The 17,129-nt window shown below is 53.0% G+C and carries 17 protein-coding genes; 4 read left to right on the forward strand and 13 right to left on the reverse strand.

Going from position 1 to position 17,129, the window contains the following annotated elements; genetic code table 11:
- Nucleotides 1-95 precede the first annotated feature (95 nt).
- Nucleotides 96-1,181: a metallophosphoesterase gene (locus HMPREF3277_RS10390; protein ID WP_070871064.1), complete on the reverse strand. Its 1,086-nt coding sequence runs from the start codon at nt 1,179-1,181 to the stop codon at nt 96-98.
- 132 nt (nt 1,182-1,313) lie between these two features.
- Between HMPREF3277_RS10390 and HMPREF3277_RS10395 the strand changes: the two genes are divergently transcribed.
- Complete coding sequence (locus HMPREF3277_RS10395) at nt 1,314-2,222, forward strand: Dyp-type peroxidase (protein WP_070871065.1); 909 nt, start codon at nt 1,314-1,316, stop codon at nt 2,220-2,222.
- Between the two features lie 158 nt (nt 2,223-2,380).
- Nucleotides 2,381-4,606 carry a DNA internalization-related competence protein ComEC/Rec2 gene (locus HMPREF3277_RS10400; RefSeq protein WP_094113522.1) on the forward strand — a complete coding sequence of 742 codons (2,226 nt, stop codon included), beginning with the start codon at nt 2,381-2,383 and terminating at the stop codon, nt 4,604-4,606.
- A gap of 214 nt (nt 4,607-4,820) precedes the next feature.
- On the opposite strand, the gene HMPREF3277_RS10405 is transcribed toward HMPREF3277_RS10400, so the two are convergent.
- Complete coding sequence (locus tag HMPREF3277_RS10405) at nt 4,821-5,048, reverse strand: hypothetical protein (protein WP_003763006.1); 228 nt, start codon at nt 5,046-5,048, stop codon at nt 4,821-4,823.
- Nucleotides 5,049-5,130: 82 nt separating this feature from the next.
- Nucleotides 5,131-5,334, reverse strand: coding sequence for a cold-shock protein (locus HMPREF3277_RS10410; RefSeq protein ID WP_002217533.1), 204 nt, complete (start codon nt 5,332-5,334; stop codon nt 5,131-5,133).
- Between the two features lie 311 nt (nt 5,335-5,645).
- On the opposite strand from HMPREF3277_RS10410, the gene clpS reads away from it, so the two are divergent.
- Together clpS and clpA are read left to right on the forward strand one after the other, a co-directional pair.
- The gene (clpS, locus tag HMPREF3277_RS10415; RefSeq protein ID WP_003755322.1) at nt 5,646-5,957 is read left to right on the forward strand and encodes an ATP-dependent Clp protease adapter ClpS; all 312 of its coding nucleotides are present in this window, start codon (nt 5,646-5,648) and stop codon (nt 5,955-5,957) included.
- Between the two features lies 1 nt (nt 5,958).
- Nucleotides 5,959-8,244 carry an ATP-dependent Clp protease ATP-binding subunit ClpA gene (gene clpA / locus HMPREF3277_RS10420; RefSeq protein ID WP_070871066.1) on the forward strand — a complete coding sequence of 762 codons (2,286 nt, stop codon included), beginning with the start codon at nt 5,959-5,961 and terminating at the stop codon, nt 8,242-8,244.
- A 69-nt stretch (nt 8,245-8,313) separates the two neighbouring features.
- Here clpA and xerD read toward each other — a convergent pair whose 3' ends face one another.
- The 10 genes from xerD to hisS all read right to left on the reverse strand — a co-directional run bounded on the left by xerD (nt 8,314) and on the right by hisS (nt 16,975).
- Nucleotides 8,314-9,189, reverse strand: a complete 876-nt coding sequence (xerD, locus tag HMPREF3277_RS10425; RefSeq protein ID WP_070871067.1) for a site-specific tyrosine recombinase XerD — start codon at nt 9,187-9,189, stop codon at nt 8,314-8,316.
- A 169-nt stretch (nt 9,190-9,358) separates the two neighbouring features.
- Complete coding sequence (locus HMPREF3277_RS10430; RefSeq protein WP_003742666.1) at nt 9,359-9,796, reverse strand: peroxiredoxin; 438 nt, start codon at nt 9,794-9,796, stop codon at nt 9,359-9,361.
- A gap of 110 nt (nt 9,797-9,906) precedes the next feature.
- On the reverse strand, nt 9,907-10,542 hold the full coding sequence (locus HMPREF3277_RS10435; protein ID WP_070860326.1) for a deoxynucleoside kinase: 636 nt from the start codon (nt 10,540-10,542) through the stop codon (nt 9,907-9,909).
- A gap of 221 nt (nt 10,543-10,763) precedes the next feature.
- Entirely contained in the window at nt 10,764-11,258 is a 495-nt protein-coding gene (gene folK, locus HMPREF3277_RS10440; protein WP_070871068.1) for a 2-amino-4-hydroxy-6-hydroxymethyldihydropteridine diphosphokinase, read from the reverse strand.
- 15 nt (nt 11,259-11,273) lie between these two features.
- Nucleotides 11,274-11,648: a SirB2 family protein gene (locus tag HMPREF3277_RS10445; RefSeq protein ID WP_049226782.1), complete on the reverse strand. Its 375-nt coding sequence runs from the start codon at nt 11,646-11,648 to the stop codon at nt 11,274-11,276.
- A 52-nt stretch (nt 11,649-11,700) separates the two neighbouring features.
- Nucleotides 11,701-12,270, reverse strand: coding sequence for a tRNA 5-(aminomethyl)-2-thiouridylate-methyltransferase MnmM (locus HMPREF3277_RS10450; RefSeq protein ID WP_070871069.1), 570 nt, complete (start codon nt 12,268-12,270; stop codon nt 11,701-11,703).
- Nucleotides 12,271-12,351: 81 nt separating this feature from the next.
- On the reverse strand, nt 12,352-12,642 hold the full coding sequence (gene hfq, locus HMPREF3277_RS10455) for an RNA chaperone Hfq (protein ID WP_003755341.1): 291 nt from the start codon (nt 12,640-12,642) through the stop codon (nt 12,352-12,354).
- Between the two features lie 368 nt (nt 12,643-13,010).
- Entirely contained in the window at nt 13,011-14,468 is a 1,458-nt protein-coding gene (gene der / locus HMPREF3277_RS10460) for a ribosome biogenesis GTPase Der (protein ID WP_070871070.1), read from the reverse strand.
- Nucleotides 14,469-15,049: 581 nt separating this feature from the next.
- A complete protein-coding gene (locus HMPREF3277_RS10465) occupies nt 15,050-15,679 on the reverse strand; it encodes a YfgM family protein (protein WP_070871071.1) in 630 nt (209 codons plus the stop codon).
- Nucleotides 15,680-16,975, reverse strand: coding sequence for a histidine--tRNA ligase (gene hisS, locus HMPREF3277_RS10470; protein WP_070871072.1), 1,296 nt, complete (start codon nt 16,973-16,975; stop codon nt 15,680-15,682). It abuts the gene before it with no gap.
- Between the last annotated feature and the right edge of the window lie 154 nt (nt 16,976-17,129).

Consider the following 17,129-nt stretch of genomic DNA (forward strand, 5'->3'; position numbering starts at 1 on the left):
CAACGCCGTACTGGTTTAAAGTTAAGCCACTATAAAAAAATACAGGCTACGCAACGGCAAGCCTGTATTTTTTATCTTTTCATTTTGCAGTACCGCTATTTCCCCTTCACATCAATCACCCACACTTCTGACTGCGAACCCAAGCGCAGCGGAATCCCCCAGAAACCGTAGCCCGACGTAACAAAAAAGTGTCTTCCGCCGATTTCTTCATAGCCGTAGGCAAGGCGGTAGAGGGTACGCACAATCAGGTTTGCCGGTGCGATTTGACCGTTGTGTACATGGCCGGAAACTTGAACATCAATAGGCAGCGTGGCGTGCGCCTCGACTTCGGTCGGGCGGTGATCCATTAGCAAAACGGGCTGGTCCGTATTGTGGTTTTCCAGCAACTGCGCGACAGACGGACGGTCGTGGTCCAAATCATCATTGCGGCCGACGAGCAGGAACGCATCGTGTTGCAACACTTGGTTGCCGAGTACGGTAATGCCTGCCGCTTCGAGGTCATGGCGGATGCGCGCGCTGTCGCCGAACATATCGTGATTGCCCAAAGTCGCGTAAACGCCCAACGGCGCTTTCAGACGACCCAGATGCGGCTGCATATTCTCTTTGCGGTAGGCATCGACGTTGTCGTCCATCAAATCGCCCGGCAACAGGATTAAATCGACTTTTTCGCGGTTCATGATGTCCACCAGCTTATCCAGTTGCCGCGCGCCGAACAAAATCCCCAAGTGCAGGTCGCTTGCCATGCCGATACGCAGCGGTTTGTCCATTTTCTTATCGATCACGACGGTCTGATGACGGACGACGGGCGTATAGGCGTTGTACATCCCCAAACCGACCAACCCTAATACAAACAGCGGCGCAAACAAGCGCAGGCTGCGCGACAGCAACCGGCTTGCCACAAATTTGCGCAGCAGCAGGAACAGGACAAACGTCGCCAGTGCCGCATACATCACAAACAGCAGCAATACCATCCAAAACGCCATGATGCGGAACATAAAATGTCCCAATTCCAACAAAAGCCCAGTCAGCAGGCCGTTGGTCACGAAATACGATACCCCCATCAGCCAACGCCTACCCGCCTTGCCGATCACCGGCGCGAATAGCCATTGCAACGAACGCCCCAGCCCGAACGTGAAAAGCTGGAGCAATACAATCATAATCAAAAACATCGTGCCGAACATAAAGCGAACCTGTTGAAAATCAAAAAACAAACGGCGGATTCTATCATATCCGCCCTTTCAGACGAGGTCGTCTGAAAACCTTAAGTGCTATAATACCGCCTGAAAAATCCAATAAACCGAAAAGGAAACACAATGCCCCGCCCGCAAACCGCCATCATCCCCGATCACGCCCAAGCCGGCATATTTATCGAAGCCGACATCCGCGACGGTCGCTACGATGACATCAAAACCGCCTGCCGAAGCTCGCTTGAAGCTTTGGCGAAGCTGAAAACCCGCTTTCCCGAAGATATTTTAGGCATGACCATCGCCTTCGGCAGCGACGCATGGAAAGCATTCGGACACGCAGAAGAAGGCAGCGAAATCAAACCCTTCCCCGTCATGGGCAACGGTCTTGCCCCCTCAACCCAACACGATATCTACATCCACATCCAAGCCTACCGCCAAAAAGCCGCCTTCGCACTCGCACAATCCGTCTTTGCCGCGTTCGGCGACAGCATCAGCATCGCCACCGAAGAACACGGCCTGCGCCTTTATGAAGACCGCGGACTGGACGGCTTTGTCGATGGCACTGAAAACCCGCAAGGCGATGAAAACGTCCGCAATGTCGCCATTATTCCCGAAGGCCGACCCGATGCCGGCGGCAGCTACGTCCTGCTGCAAAAATACCTGCACGACCTGAAAAAATGGGATGCCGTCCCCGTTGCCGAACAAGAAGCCAGCGTCGGCCGCAGCAAAGAAGCGAATGAAGAGTTCAGCAAAGACGTGCGCCTGCCTGATTCGCATTTGGGTCGCGTCAACCTGAAAGAAAACGGCGTGGGTCTGAAAATCGTCCGCCGCAGCCTGCCCTTCGGCAAACTCAGCGGCGAACACGGTCTGATGTTTACCGCCTACTGCCATACCTTGCACAACATCGAAGTACAGCTTTTGCACATGTTCGGCGATGCCGACGGCAAAACTGACCTGCTGCTCAAGCATCTTTCCACCGCCGTTTCCGGCGCATATTACTACGCCCCTTCAGTCGAGCGTTTGCAGGATTTGTAAAACCGCGTTGCCGATGTGAAATATTGAAGCCTTAAGGCGAAAGGTCGTCTGAAAACTTGAGATTCAGGTTTTCAGACGACCTTTTTCATGACGTTTGTAGGAAATTCAATTATTATCCCCACCTGATTTCAAAACTAATAATAAAAAGGGAAACAGTTTTGCTGAAATATTATGGATTGCCGTTTTGGGCAGTCGGCGTCATTGCCTCATTCGCTTTGCCGTCCATACCGCATTGGGGTGTGTGGCTGGCGGCAGCATTGGTTTTGCTGGCGGCTTCGCGGCGGTTTGCGGTGGCGGGAATGATGCTGTGCGTCCTGCTCGGCGCGGCTTACGGCGTGTTTCGGACGGAAGCGGCTTTGTCGGCGCAATGGCCGCTGAACGGGGCTTCGGAGTCGGTGTTGACGGTTGAAGTCGCGGATATGCCGCGCGGCGACGGGCGGCGGGTGCAGTTTGCGGCGAAGGCATGGACGGAGGATGGGCGGCAGTTTGATTTATTGCTGTCGGATTATCAGAAACGCGATTGGGCGGTGGGCAGCCGCTGGAAAGTGTCGGCACGGCTCAAGCCGGTTATCGGCGAAGTGAACCTGCGCGGGCTGAACCGCGAGGCTTGGGCGTTGGCAAACGGTTTGGATGGCGCGGGTACGCTGGGCAAAGGCAGGAGCTTGGTTCGCGAGGGCGGAGGTGTCGGCTTGGCGGTGTGGCGCGATGCGGTCAGCCGCCGTTGGCAGGCTGTCGGGGCGGGAAGTCCCGATTTTTCGGACGGTATCGGTCTGATGCGGGCTTTGAGCATAGGCGAACAATCGGCGTTGAGGCCCGAACTGTGGCAGGCGTTCCGACCTTTGGGTTTGACGCACTTGGTCAGTATTTCGGGGCTGCACGTTACGATGGTGGCGGTTTTGGCGGGTTGGTTGGTCAAACTGATTTTCAGACGACTGCCTTGGATACCGGCTAAACCGCGCGTGTGGATTTTGGCAGGCGGCGCGGCAGGGGCTTTGTTTTATGCGCTGCTGGCGGGCTTTTCCGTGCCGACGCAGCGCAGCGTCTTGATGTTGGCAGCGTTTGCCTGGGCTTGGTGGCGCGGCAGTCTGTCTTCGGGCTGGACGGCGTGGTGGCAGGCTTTGGCGGTGGTGTTGCTGCTTGATCCGCTAGCGGTTTTGGGTGTCGGCACTTGGCTGTCGTTCGGCTTGGTTGCCGCCTTGATTTGGGCTTCGGCAGGTCGTCTGAAAGAACGCGGCTGGCGTTTGGCTGTACGCGGACAATGGGCGGCGACGGTGTTGTCGGTGGTATTGTTGGGCTATATTTTTGCGTCGTTGCCCATCATCAGCCCTTTGGTCAATGCGGCGATGATTCCTTGGTTTTCTTGGGTACTGACGCCTTTGGCGCTACTGGGGTCGGTATTATCGTTTGCGCCTTTGCAATGGACGGCGGCAGGTTTGGCGGAATACACTTTGCGCGGCTTGGTTTGGCTGGCGGAGGTATCGCCTGAATTTGCCGTAGCCGCCGCGTCTGTGCCGCTGTTGGTTTTGGCTTTTACGGCGGCTTTGCTGTGGCTGTTGCCGTGCGGTCTGGGTTTGCGGCCTTGGGCGTGTTTGGTGTTGGCTGGATTTGTGTTTTACCGCCCCGACCGTTTGGACGACGGGTTGACACGGATTACGGTGATGGATGCGGGACAGGGTTTGTCGGTGTTGGTACAGACGCGCAACCGCAACCTGTTGTTTGACACGGGTACGGCGCAGGCGGCGCAAACGGGTATCGTGCCAAGCCTGAACGCCATAGGCGTGCGCCGTTTGGACAAGCTGATTCTGTCGCATCACGACAGCGACCACGACGGCGGGTTGGACGCCGTTTCCGATATTGAAATCGGCGAAACGCTGGCGGGACAGCCTGAGTTTTATCCGAACGCAAAATTTTGCGCCGAAGCGCAATGGCAATGGGACGGCGTGGATTTCGAGTTATTGAGGTCGTCTGAAAACCCGGTCGGCGAAGACAATGACCGAAGCTGCGTCCTGCGCGTCGTTTCCGACGGACAGGCATTGTTGGTTACGGGCGATTTGGGCGTCAAAGGCGAAGCAGGGCTGGTAGAGCGCTACGGCAGCTCGCTGTACAGCCAGGTTTTGATATTGGGACACCACGGCAGCAATACGGCTTCATCAGGCGGCTTCCTCAACACGGTCGCCCCCAAATACGCCGTCGCTTCCAGCGGCTACGCCAATGCCTACAAACACCCTACCCCCGCCGTCCAAACCCGCGTCCGCGCACACGGCGCGACTTTGTTGCGGACGGATTTGTCGGGTGCATTGGTATTTGAACTGGGTGGCGATGAAGTGTTTAAAGGTCGTCTGAAAAAGGATAAGTTTTATTGGCAGAAAAAGCCGTTTGAATAAATGCGTTCGCTGTATGGAAGAATTGGCTTTTCAGACGACCCTAAAGCCTCTATGCCGCAAAAATATAGTTATCCTTGCTTTATGTGAATCCAGTTGTGGATATATCGGATTAACAGTTGATACTAAAAGGAAAAATAAGACTGCCCAAAAAACAGGCAGGGGCGAAATAGAGATTTCAGACGACCTTCATCACGCGTTTGTGCATTATCCGTCTTCATTTACCGTCGCCCAAATGGCGGCGGTAAAACCGGTCGATATCCGCTATCGCCTTTTCATCATTCGGCCTCAAATCGATTTTTAAATCGGCAAGCCGTATCAGCATCAAGTCTTCTTGTTCCGCCACCGCGCAGCTGACTTCCCCGCTGCTGCGCAGATGCGCGATGAGTTCGTCCAACTGCCGCAGGGCGTTTTCGTAGGCGGCGTTTTGTTTGTCTTCTGCCATGTGGATTCCGTTTCTCATAGACAATAAAAAATGGCGGGGAATCAATCCCGCCATTATTCTACGGCATAAGCCGCACGTTTAATTAAGCAGCCTGAATGTTAGCAGCTTGTTTGCCTTTAGGGCCGGTGGTTACGTCGAAAGACACGCGTTGGCCTTCTTTCAGGGTTTTGAAACCTTCCATGTTGATCGCTGAGAAGTGAGCGAACAGATCTTCGCCGCCTTCGTCAGGAGTGATGAAACCAAAACCTTTAGCGTCGTTAAACCATTTTACGATACCGGTTGCCATTAGAAACTTCCTATACTTAAAAATTAACAAAATCAGCAAAATAAGGCATACAGCAAACTTAAACGTTCAGCGTTTCTCCCTAGCTTTATATACTTGGTCGAGTGCCAGCTTCTGCTTAACCGTCTTTTTACATTTGTTAAGCCAAAACGTCAAGCCATACAAGGGAAAAAGTGCGAAAATGGCGGAAACCGACCAAAATACAACAGAAATCGAAATAAACCTTATAATCACTATATTTATAGATTCATTTGATATCAAACCTTTCACAAGGTCGTCTGAAAACAAACCCTCTTCCACAAAGCCAAAAAATTATGAACAACCCAAACACACATCACGAATCCGATACACTTTTAAGCGACCAAAAAACCGCCCCGCCGAAACGTTACGGCGTGTTTTTGCTGAACGACGATTACACCACGATGGAATTTGTCGTCGAAATCCTGACCGAAATCTTCATGCTCGGACAGGAGCAGGCGGTGGCGGTGATGCTGTTGGTTCATCACGAAGGCAAAGGCTTGTGCGGCACGTACACACGGGACATCGCCCAAACCAAGCAGCAGCAGGTCATGCAGCGGGCAAAAGCCGAAGGGCATCCGCTGCAATGTATTGTCGAGGAGATTTAATATGCTTTCACCCGAATTGGAACAGATTTTGCAGCAGCTTTACCGCGAAGCGCGTAAGGCTCATTATGAATTCATCAGCCTCGAGCATCTGCTTTTGGTGTTAATCGAAGAAGACGCCTCCGTCCCCAACGTCCTCAAGCTCTGCGGCGCGGATTTAAAAGTGGTGTCCGAACAACTCGCCGCCAGCGTTGCCGAAAATACCCCGCAGATTCCCGACCACCTTTTGGACACGGTTGAAACCCAGCCCACGCTCGGCTTCCAGCGTGTCATCCAGCGGGCGATGGTGCATACCCAATCCGCAGGCAAAGGCTTGGTCGAGCCTTTGGACGTTTTGGTGGCGCTGATGAGCGAAACCGACAGCCATGCCGTCTATTTCCTCAAACTGCAATCGGTTACGCGTTTTGAAGTTTTGCGCTGCATTGCCCACGGCGCAACCGAAGACGACGAACACAAAGGCTTTTCAGACGACCCCGACAATGATTCAGACGACCCCATCGAATCGAAAAGCGGCTCATTGTCAGACTACACCATCAACCTCAACGCCGAAGTCAAAGCCGGCCGAATCGACCCCTTAATCGGCAGAAAACACGAAATGGAACGGCTGGTGCAAATCCTGTGCCGCCGTCGCAAAAACAATCCGCTTTTAGTCGGCGAAGCAGGCGTGGGCAAAACCGCGCTGGCGGAAGGCTTGGCGCATCAAATCGTCAACGGCGACATTCCCGACGCGCTTAAAGATGCCGAAGTGTACGCGCTGGATATGGGTTCGCTTTTGGCGGGTACGAAATACCGCGGCGACTTTGAAGCGCGGGTCAAATCCGTCTTGAAACAGCTCGAAAAAATCCCGCACGCCATTTTGTTTATCGACGAAATCCACACCATCATCGGCGCGGGCAGCACCAGCGGCGGCACGATGGACGCATCTAACCTGCTCAAACCCGCGCTAGCGAAAGGTTCGCTGCGCTGCATCGGCGCGACCACTTACGACGAATACCGCACTATTTTCGACAAAGACCACGCCTTAAGCCGCCGCTTCCAAAAAATCGACGTGGTCGAACCCACCGTCGCCGAAACCGTGCAAATCCTGCGCGGCTTGAAACCTATGTTCGAAGGCTTCCACCAAGTACGCTACACGCAAGGCGCACTCGAAGCCGCCGCCGAACTCTCCGCCCGCTACATCAACGAGCGTTTCCTGCCCGACAAAGCCATCGACGTAATGGACGAAGCAGGCGCGGCGCAACGGATTCTGCCCAAATCCAAACAGAAAAAAGTCATCGGCAAAGCGCAAATCGAAACCGTCATCGCCAAAGTCGCGCGGATTCCCGAAAAAACCGTCTCGCACGACGACAAACAAGTGCTGCAATTCCTCGGCCGCGATTTGAAAAACATGGTTTACGGTCAGGAAAACGCCATCGACGCGCTGGTTGCCGCCGTCAAAATGTCGCGCTCCGGCCTCGCCCTGCCCGACAAACCCATAGGCAGCTTCCTCTTCTCCGGCCCTACCGGCGTCGGCAAAACCGAAGTCGCCAAACAGCTTGCCTACTCGATGGGCGTACCGCTGCAACGCTTCGACATGTCCGAATACATGGAACCCCACGCCGTATCGCGCCTCATCGGCGCGCCGCCGGGCTACGTCGGCTTCGACCAGGGCGGCCTTTTGACCGAAGCCGCCAACAAACATCCGCACTGCGTATTGCTCTTAGACGAAATCGAAAAAGCCCATCCCGACATTTTCAACGTCCTCCTGCAAGTCATGGACGCAGGCAAACTGACCGACAACAACGGCAAGAGCGCCGATTTCCGCAACGTCATCCTGATCATGACCACCAACGCAGGCGCGGAAAGCCTCAGCCGTCCCAGCCTCGGCTTTACCGCCAAGCGCGAACGCGGCGACGAAATGCAGGCGATCAACAAACTCTTCACGCCCGAGTTCCGCAACCGCTTGGACGCGATTATCCCGTTTGCGCCCTTGTCCGAACCCGTCATCGCCAAAGTCGTGGACAAATTCCTGCTCCAGCTCGAACACCAGCTCCTCGACAAAAAAGTCGAAGCCGAATTCACGCCGGCATTGCGCAAATATCTGGCGGAAAAAGGTTTCGACCCGCAAATGGGCGCGCGCCCGATGCACCGCCTGATTCAGGAAAAAATTCGCAAACCGCTCGCCGACGAACTCCTGTTCGGCAAACTCGCCGACGGCGGCTTCGTGCGGATAGACTGGGATGCGGCAAAAGAAGAAGCTGTGTTGAAATTCAAGAAAAACAAAGCCAAACCTGAAGCAGCCGCGGTTTGACGGATAAAGGCAAAAGGTCGTCTGAAAACGAGATTTCTGTTTTCAGACGACCTTTTTCAATAGAATCGTTTAATTCCGCGAATGATGTTCGTCAACGATGTTTTTCAGGCGGATGTTGGCGACGTGGGTGTAGATTTGGGTGGTGTTGATGTTGGCGTGTCCGAGCATGAGTTGTACGGCACGCAAATCGACGCCGTGGTTGACGAGGTGGGTGGCGAAGGCGTGGCGCAGGCCGTGCGGGCTGAGCGAGGTGATACCGGCGGTTTCGGCGTAATTTTTGACAATCATCCACGCGAGTTGGCGGGAGATGCCGCTGCGTTTTTGGCTGACGAAGACTTCGTCGCAGATTTTGTTTTTGAGCAGTAGCGGGCGCGATTCGGCGCAATAGCGTTCGACCCAGTAAACGGCTTCTTCGCCCATAGGCACGATACGCAGTTTGTCGCCTTTGCCTATGGTGCGGATGCAGCCGCGGTTGAGGTCAAGGTCGCCCAATTGGAGCTTGACGGCTTCGGTTACGCGCAAACCTGTGGCGTACATGACTTCGAGCAGGGCTTTGTCGCGCAGGCCGTGCGGCGTGTCGGTATCGGGGGCGGCAAGCAGGTTTTCGATTTGCGCTTCGGTAATCAGTGTGGGCAGCTTTTGCGTCTGTTTCGGGGCTTTGAGGAAACGGATCGGGTTGTCCGTCCGCCGCTCGGTCTCTTCCAACCAGGCGTATAGGCGTTTGCAGGCGGACAGGGCGCGCGCCTGCGAGCTGTGTTTTTCGTCCGCCGCATAGACGGCATCCGCCAAATCGGCGGCTTCGGCATCCAGCCAAGTATGCCCGCCCGCTTCCAAGCGCGCGGCGATTTTTTCCAAATCGCGGCGGTAGCCTTGCAAGGTGTTGTGACTGAGACGGTCTTGCAGCCATAGCGATTCGAGCAGTTTGTCTATGAGTTCGTCGGTCATGTGGTTTTACGGGCAGTCCGAAGATGGGGTATCGTAGATCGAATATGAATCAGGACAAGCCAACCCTGCCCTGATTGACATCCACTATAAAAGGTCGTCTGAAAATGAAAACCTGCTTGGGCAGAGCCCGCCCTGTTCGTTTTCAGACGACCTTTTGCTGCATTACGGTTTATCGGGACAGCGTTTCCAACACTTCCTGCGCGTGTCCGGCAACTTTGACTTTGCGCCATTCGTGGATGATTTCGCCGTTTGCGTCCAATACGAATGTGCTGCGTTCAATGCCCAAAGACTCTTTGCCGTACAGTTTTTTCAACTTGATCACGTCAAACATTTTGCACACGGTTTCGTCTTTGTCGCTCAACAATTCAAAATTGAAGCCTTGCTTGGCGCAGAAATTCTGATGCGATTTCACGCCGTCACGCGAGATGCCGACGACGGTATAGCCGAGTTCTTTGAATTGCGGCAAACGGGCGTTGAAATCCAAGCCTTCGGTGGTGCAGCCGGGCGTGCTGTCTTTGGGGTAGAAATAAACAATCAACGGCAGATGTTCGGCAGAATCGAAGTCGTTGCCACTGCTTGAGGGCAAAGTGAATCGGTATTGGGTCATGATGTCTCCTTTCAGACGACCTAAGACGGAAACGTAGTAGCGGGCAAGGAAATAAAATGAATCCCCCAACATAGCCGCTTCGGCGTTTCACCTTAATCTTGCAAACTGCGTCAGCCTTCGCTCAAATTCAGATAATTGCGCGTTCCCTGCAAATCGTTCAGCGCATTGAGCAACAGTTGGAAATGTTCGCCATTGCCTTGCAAGTCCAACTCGTCGGCATTGACGGTCAACAGCGGGGAATTTTGATAAAGATGGAAAAACTGGCTGTATCCCTCGTGTATCCGCCCCAAATAGCCTTCGGGGAAAAGATTGATGATGCCGTCGCCGCGTTTTTGCAGGCGTTTGCGGTTTCCGTCCACGGCGGTTTGCAGGTAGATCACCAAATCGGGCGCGGGATACTGCGGCAGGATTTTTTGTTTCAAATCGGCGAAGAGCTGCTGCTCGTCTTCATTCAACACGACCGGCGTGAAAATCCGGTCTTTTTCCAACAGGAAATCGGCGACCACCATGCCGCCTTGTGCGTATTCGTTTTTGATGATGTCCACGCTTTCCGCACGGCGCATCAGGAAAAAAAGCTCGGTTGCCAAGCCGTGATGGGAGGCGTTGGCGTAAAACTTCATAAGGAAGGGGTTGTGTTCGGGGTTTTCCGCCAACGACAGCGCGCTGAAATGTTCTGCAAGGCGGCGGCTCAAGGCGTTTTTCCCGCTGCCGATGGAGCCTTCGACGACAATATAACGGTAGTTCATGGTTTGATGGATGATTTTGTTTTGATATTTTGGAAAGGTGGCATTTTATCAGACCGACGGAGTTTGCCCAAACCTGCCGCCGTCCTTCTTGAAAGGTCGTCTGAAAAAGGAAACTTCCAAGCCATTTCCCTTTTCAGACGACCTCTTAAACCTAGTTGCTTCAAATATAAACTTTGACACGCGATTGAAGCAAACAGATGTTTTTATTTCACCGTCTTGCTTCAAACGGCTTCTAACAGACGTATCCCTTCCTCGCCCAAAGCAGCCGCCAAATCCGCTGCCCGTCCGTGTTCGCCCAAAACAAAATCGGGCAGGATTTCAGCCAGCGGCTTCATCACAAAACTGCGTTCGTGCGCGCGCGGATGCGGTAGGGTCAGATGCGGGTCGCTGCTGGAGATGCCGTCAAAATCGATGATGTCCAGGTCCAATGTGCGCGGGGCGTTTCGGAACGTGCGTTCCCGCCCGAAATCCGCCTCGATGCGGTTCAACACGGCAAGCAGCAAAACGCCGTCCAATGAAGTGCGGACGGAACAAACGGCATTGACGAAATCAGGCTGATCGTCGTATCCGACCGGTGCGGTCACATACAGCGAGGAAGTTTTTTCGATTTGAATCTGCGGATGCGCCTCTAACGCAGACAAGGCAGCGCAGACTTGGCGGGCAGGTTCGGCAAGGTTACTGCCCAATGCGATGACGGCAAAATGGGGGGACGGCATGTTCAGACGACCTCTTTAAAACGGCAGCGTTTTGGTTTTGGCAAGATAGACGATGCAGCCGACGCAGGCCATTGCCAAAACATAAACGGTATAAAACTTCGGCGAACGCGGACGGGCGCGCATCATAACCATGCCCAAGCCGATGTAAACCAGCAGCAGCAAGATTTTGCTGCCGAGCCAGGGCGCGTTGAAGGGCGAAAAGTGGGTAATCTTCATCAGCCACAAGCCGGTAAAGAGCAGCATGGTGTCGTTGAGGTGGGGAAGGGCTTTCCAGATGCCCGCCAAAGGTTTGTCGGGATGCCGCCAAAGCAGGAAGAAGCGGATATTGAACACCAAAATGGTGATGGTAACGAAAATCTGATGGCTGTATTTTACAAACAGATATTGCATAGCGGTCGCACGTTATTGTTTTTGAAAGAAGCGCCTATTCTACCCCAAACATTCATTCTTGACGTAACTTTTCAAACGCCAACAAATACGGCGGGCGGTTGCGGCGGTTGATAAAGCCGTAATGCAAAACGGCAAATTCATCCTGCGTCAACTGCCGCGCCCAATCTTCGATTACCTGCGCTTCATACAGCCCCGCCTCATGCCCGGGATACAGGACGGCAACCGCCAGCCCGCCCGTTTTCAGCAGCGATAAGGCGGATGTCAACGCGCGGATGCTGGTTGCCGCTTCTGTCGTACAGCTTTTATCGCCGCCGGGCAGCCAGCCGAAATTGAATACCGCCGCGTCCAGCGGTTCGCGGATGTGGGCAGCAAGGTTTTCATGTCCGTCCCATATCAGCTCCACCCTATCCGCCATGCCCGCTTCTTCCAAGCGCATTCGGGTGTTTGCCAATGCCTGCTCTTGAACATCAAACGCCCACACTTTCCCGCCGCTGCCGACCGAACGCGCCAGCATCAGCGTATCGTTGCCGTTTCCCGCCGTACCATCCAAAGCGCGGGCATCGGGTTTTAAGGCTTGTTTAAGAAGCGAGTGTGCAAAAGGGAGGATGTTTTCGAGCTGCATAAAATTAAAGGTCGTCTGAAAATAAAAATACCTTACCGGCCAAGCGGTAAGGTATCAGAATCGATTAATGCGTTACATACATTATTCGGCAGGTTGTTGCACGGTCTCAACTTGAACCGGGGCAGCCGCGGCGGCTTGGGGTTTGTTCTCGTGTTGCAGGCTTACGGCACGGGCAGGAACAATTGTTGAGATGGCGTGTTTATAAACCATTTGGGTAACGGAAGTATTACGCAGCAGAACGACGTATTGGTCAAACGACTCGACTTGGCCTTGCAGTTTGATACCGTTGACCAGATAAATCGAAACCGGAACGTGCTCTTTACGCAACGCATTCAAAAAAGGATCTTGTAACATTTGTCCTTTAGCTGTCATATTCATAAGCTCCATTATTATGATTTTGAAATCGTTTTGAAAACGAACATGAGTCGGATTGTAGACCCGAACGAGAAAAATTACCAACTATTTTTCCGTAAGAATATGCAAACCTCTATCAAACGACGGGCTTTCCAACGATTTTTTACCCGAATGTGTTATACAAATCATTTTAATACAAACGATTTTTACCATAGGGAACAGGTCGGCAGATTTGGATTTTCAGACGACCTTATCATCAGATAAAACATTTTTATTACAATACCTTAGCTAAAATCTTTAAGAGGATTCACCTCCAACCGCCCTACTCGTCCCGACTGCAATCCAAAAGGGGCACACCTCGCGGCACGCCCCTTGTTCCGTCAGATTTATTTGCTGTACTGTTTTTTCACGCTGACTTTGGTTTTCTTTTTAAAACGGTTTTTCTCTTCCTTGCGGCCTTCGCGTTTCTCGATGCGGTTGCTCAGGCTGACGCGGCGCAGCGGTTTTTTCTTCGGCTTATCTTCCGCATTTTCATACGGGTTTTCCGAAACATTGTATTGAATCCGAAGCGGCGTGCCTTGCAGGTTGAAGGCTTTGCGGAACGTCTGGGTCAGGTAGCGCGTATAGCTGTTGGAAATCGCATGCAGCGAATTACCGTGCACCACAATCACAGGCGGGTTCATGCCGCCTTGGTGGGCATAGCGCATTTTCGGGCGCACCAAACCTGCGCGCGGCGGCTGTTGGCGTTCGATGGCGCTTTGCAGGACGCGGGTGATTTTCGGCGTCGGCATCTTGATCATGGCGGCGTTGTAGGCTGCCTGAATGCTGTCGAACAACCCGTCTATACCGCGTTCTTTCAATGCGGAAATGAAGTGAAACTTGGCAAAATCGAGGAAATATAGTTTGCGGGAAATGTCGCGTTTAATCTGCTCGCGCCGCTCTTCGCTGATACCGTCCCATTTATTGACGGCAACCACCAGTGCACGCCCTGCTTCCAAGGCGAAACCGGCAATCGTGGCATCTTGGTCGGCGATGTCCTGCTGTGCGTCCAATACCAAAACAGCAACGTTTGCCGCCTCAACCGCCTGCATGGCTTTGATAACGGAGAACTTTTCCACAGCCTCATCGACTTTGCCGCGACGGCGCACGCCTGCGGTATCAATGATGGTGAACGGTTTACCTTCGCGTTCGAAATCGATGTGGATGCTGTCGCGCGTCGTGCCTGCCATATCGAAGGCAATCACGCGCTCTTCGCCGAGAATGGCGTTAACCAGCGTGGATTTGCCGACATTCGGACGACCGATAACGGCAAAAACGGGATGTTTTACATCGGCTTCTTCGGCTTCAGGCTCGGGGAAGTTTTCTAAAATTTCTTCAATCAGGTAATACACGCCGTCGCCGTGCGCGCCGGAAATAACGTGCGGCTCGCCCAATGCCAGTTCGTAAAACTCGGCGGCAAGCACGGCTCTGTTGCCGCCCTCGCCTTTGTTTACCGCCAGATAAACGGGGCGCGGGCTTTGGCGCAGGCGGTCGGCGATGATTTTGTCTTGCGGAGTCAGACCGGTACGGCCGTCCACCAAGAACACGACGGCGTCGGCTTCATCGACAGCCTGCAAGGTCTGCTTCGCCATTTCGTGCAAAATCCCGCTGTCCACAACCGGCTCGAAACCGCCGGTATCGATGACGAGATAAGGTTTGCTGCCGATTTTGCCGTGTCCGTAATGGCGGTCGCGGGTCAGGCCGGGCAGGTCGTGCACAAGCGCGTCTTTGGTGCGCGTCAGGCGGTTGAACAAGGTGGATTTGCCAACATTCGGGCGGCCGACAAGGGCGATGGTGGGTTTCATGATGAGGTCTTTCTGTGTCAAGTGTCGGTTCAGAATCGAACCTGCAACACGAGCAGGTGTTTTTCAAAACACGGTAGGTTAAAAAGGATAAGGGGTCGTCTGAAAATAGATCCAACAGAACAATGGCTTGAGCTGGAATTTCCGTCCCATACAGCCATCTTTGACTTGGGGAACTTGGCTGCCTCCATCAACTTCAAATACGGTATAGCAAGTTTCATCCGGTCATGATTAATGGATTTTACGCAATGAAAAAAATCATCTTAACATCACTATGCATTTTTCTCCCTGTAAATTTCGGGATTGGCTTATTGCTCGGCGTGTATCAAACAGACCGACCACTCAAAATCATAGTCTCATTAATTATCAGCACGCTCTTTTATATCGTACCTATGTATTTTCTACTCAAACGCAAAGCCAAATAATCTGCCTTTTCAGACGACCTGTTCGGCGAATCTTGTCCCTGCATGATACGTCTTCAAACAAAAGGTCGTCTGAAAATATAGTGGAACACAATTAAAACAGACAAGGCTTGCCGGAAAGATTCCGACAAGCCACATAGTCTTTCAATTTTTCAGACGACCTTATTTTTGCGAATCCAGCTTCATTTGCAGCAATTCGCGTTCAATAGCTTCTTTAGGCAGCTTTTCCAAAGCCTGCTGATAGCTTTGCGCGGCTTCTTTGGTTTTGTTTTGCGCGACATAAACATCGCCTTTCGCTTCCAAAAGCAGCGGCTCGAAATCTGCTTCAACTTTCGTATTCAAGGCTGCAATCGCGGCATCGTATTTTTTCTGCTGCAACAGGACGATACCCAAACGCTGCGCCGCCAATGCTTGAACCAGCGGGGCTTTTTGGTTTTTCAACACCCAGTTCAGATGACCTTCCGCCACATCGTAACGGCGGGCATCATATTCGGTCGCAGCCGCCATCAGCGTCGCTTGCGCGGCGGCAATGGAGTCCGGATAATTTTGCTGGAGGTTGGTCAAATCGGCATTCACTTCGGCTTGCGAGGCTTTTGCCTGCATTTTATCGACGATTTTCGCCAATACTTCGGCAGCTTCCTGACTTTGCGAGGCTTTATGGCTCTTATACATGGTATAGCCCAAATAGCCCAACGCCGCCGCGATCAGCAGGGCAAACAGCCATCGGCCGGTACTTTTCCAAAAGTATTTAAAATTGTCTAATTCTTGTTGTTCTTCGAGATGGGCTGCCATTTATGCGTTCTTCCATTGTTGTAAAGTGTGGATTAAATCGTCGGCGGCGATGGTTTGCTGACCGTGTGCGCCGTTCATGTCTTTAAGCGTAACCGTACCGTTCGCCAATTCGTCTTGCGCAACAATCAGGGCAAAGCGCGCGCCGCTGTTGTCGGCTTTTTTCATTTGCGCTTTCAGGCTTTGATAGCCGGAATGCTGCATCACGTTGAAACCTTGTGCGCGTAAGGCTTGCGCGTATTTCATCACTTGCAAATCCGCACCCTCGCCCTGATGCATGGCGTACACGTCAGGCGCGGCATTGACTTCCAGCGAACCGTATTCGCTAACCAGCAGCAGCAGCCGCTCGATACCCATCGCAAAACCGATGGACGGCGCAGGCTTGCCGCCGAGTTCTTCAATCAAACCGTCGTAACGGCCGCCGCCGCACACCGTCGCCTGCGCGCCAAGTTTGTCAGTCGTCCATTCAAAAACGGTCTGGTTGTAATAATCCAAGCCGCGCACCAGCCGCGGATTTTCGACGTATTGGATGCTCAAGCCTTCCAGCATGGCTTTGAAACGGCTGTAATGATTGCGCGACTCTTCGCCAAGATAATCGGTCAGATGCGGCGCGGCATTGCAGATTTCCTGCAAATCGGGATTTTTGGAATCCAAAACGCGCAGCGGATTGGTTTTCAGACGACGTTTGCTGTCTTCGTCCAATTTGTCTTCATAATGGGTCAGATATTCGACCAAAGCCGCACGGTGCGCCGCACGTTCTTCGCGGTTGCCCAAGCTGTTGATTTCCAAAGTCAGGTAATCGCGGATGCCCAGCTTGTCCCACAAATCCGCCGACATGGCGATGATTTCCGCGTCGATATCCGGGCCTTCAAAACCCAACGCCTCGATGCCGACTTGATGAAACTGGCGGTAGCGTCCTTTTTGCGGCCGTTCGCGGCGGAACATCGGACCCATGTACCACAGCTTTTGCGGGCTGTTGTACAACAGGTTATGCTCGACCACCGCGCGCAGGCAGGACGCCGTACCTTCCGGCCGCAGGCTCAGGCTCAAAGAATCGTTGGAATCGGAAAACGTGTACATTTCCTTACCGACCACATCGGTTTCCTCGCCGATGGAGCGGACAAACAAACCCGTCTGCTCGACAATCGGCGTACGGATTTGCTGATAACCATAAGCACGCGTCCAGCGGCCGACCACATCTTCAAACGCCTGCCAAAATGCGGCGGTCAGTTTGAAATCTTTCTGTTCGACGGGCAAAAGGTCGTTCATGCCTTTGACGGATTGGATTTTTTGTGCCATTTCAAATAGGGATACCGTAATCAAAATAGTCGGCAATTATAGCTGATTTTTAAGGAGTTGTGAGGTTTCGGCAATGAAGGATTTGGGCTAAAAGGTCGTCTGAAAACCAGTGCGGCGATTTTGAACTGCACCCCAAAAGTTGGACACATCCCCT

This window comes from Neisseria sp. HMSC70E02, assembly GCF_001838645.1.
Lineage (GTDB): Bacteria > Pseudomonadota > Gammaproteobacteria > Burkholderiales > Neisseriaceae > Neisseria > Neisseria macacae.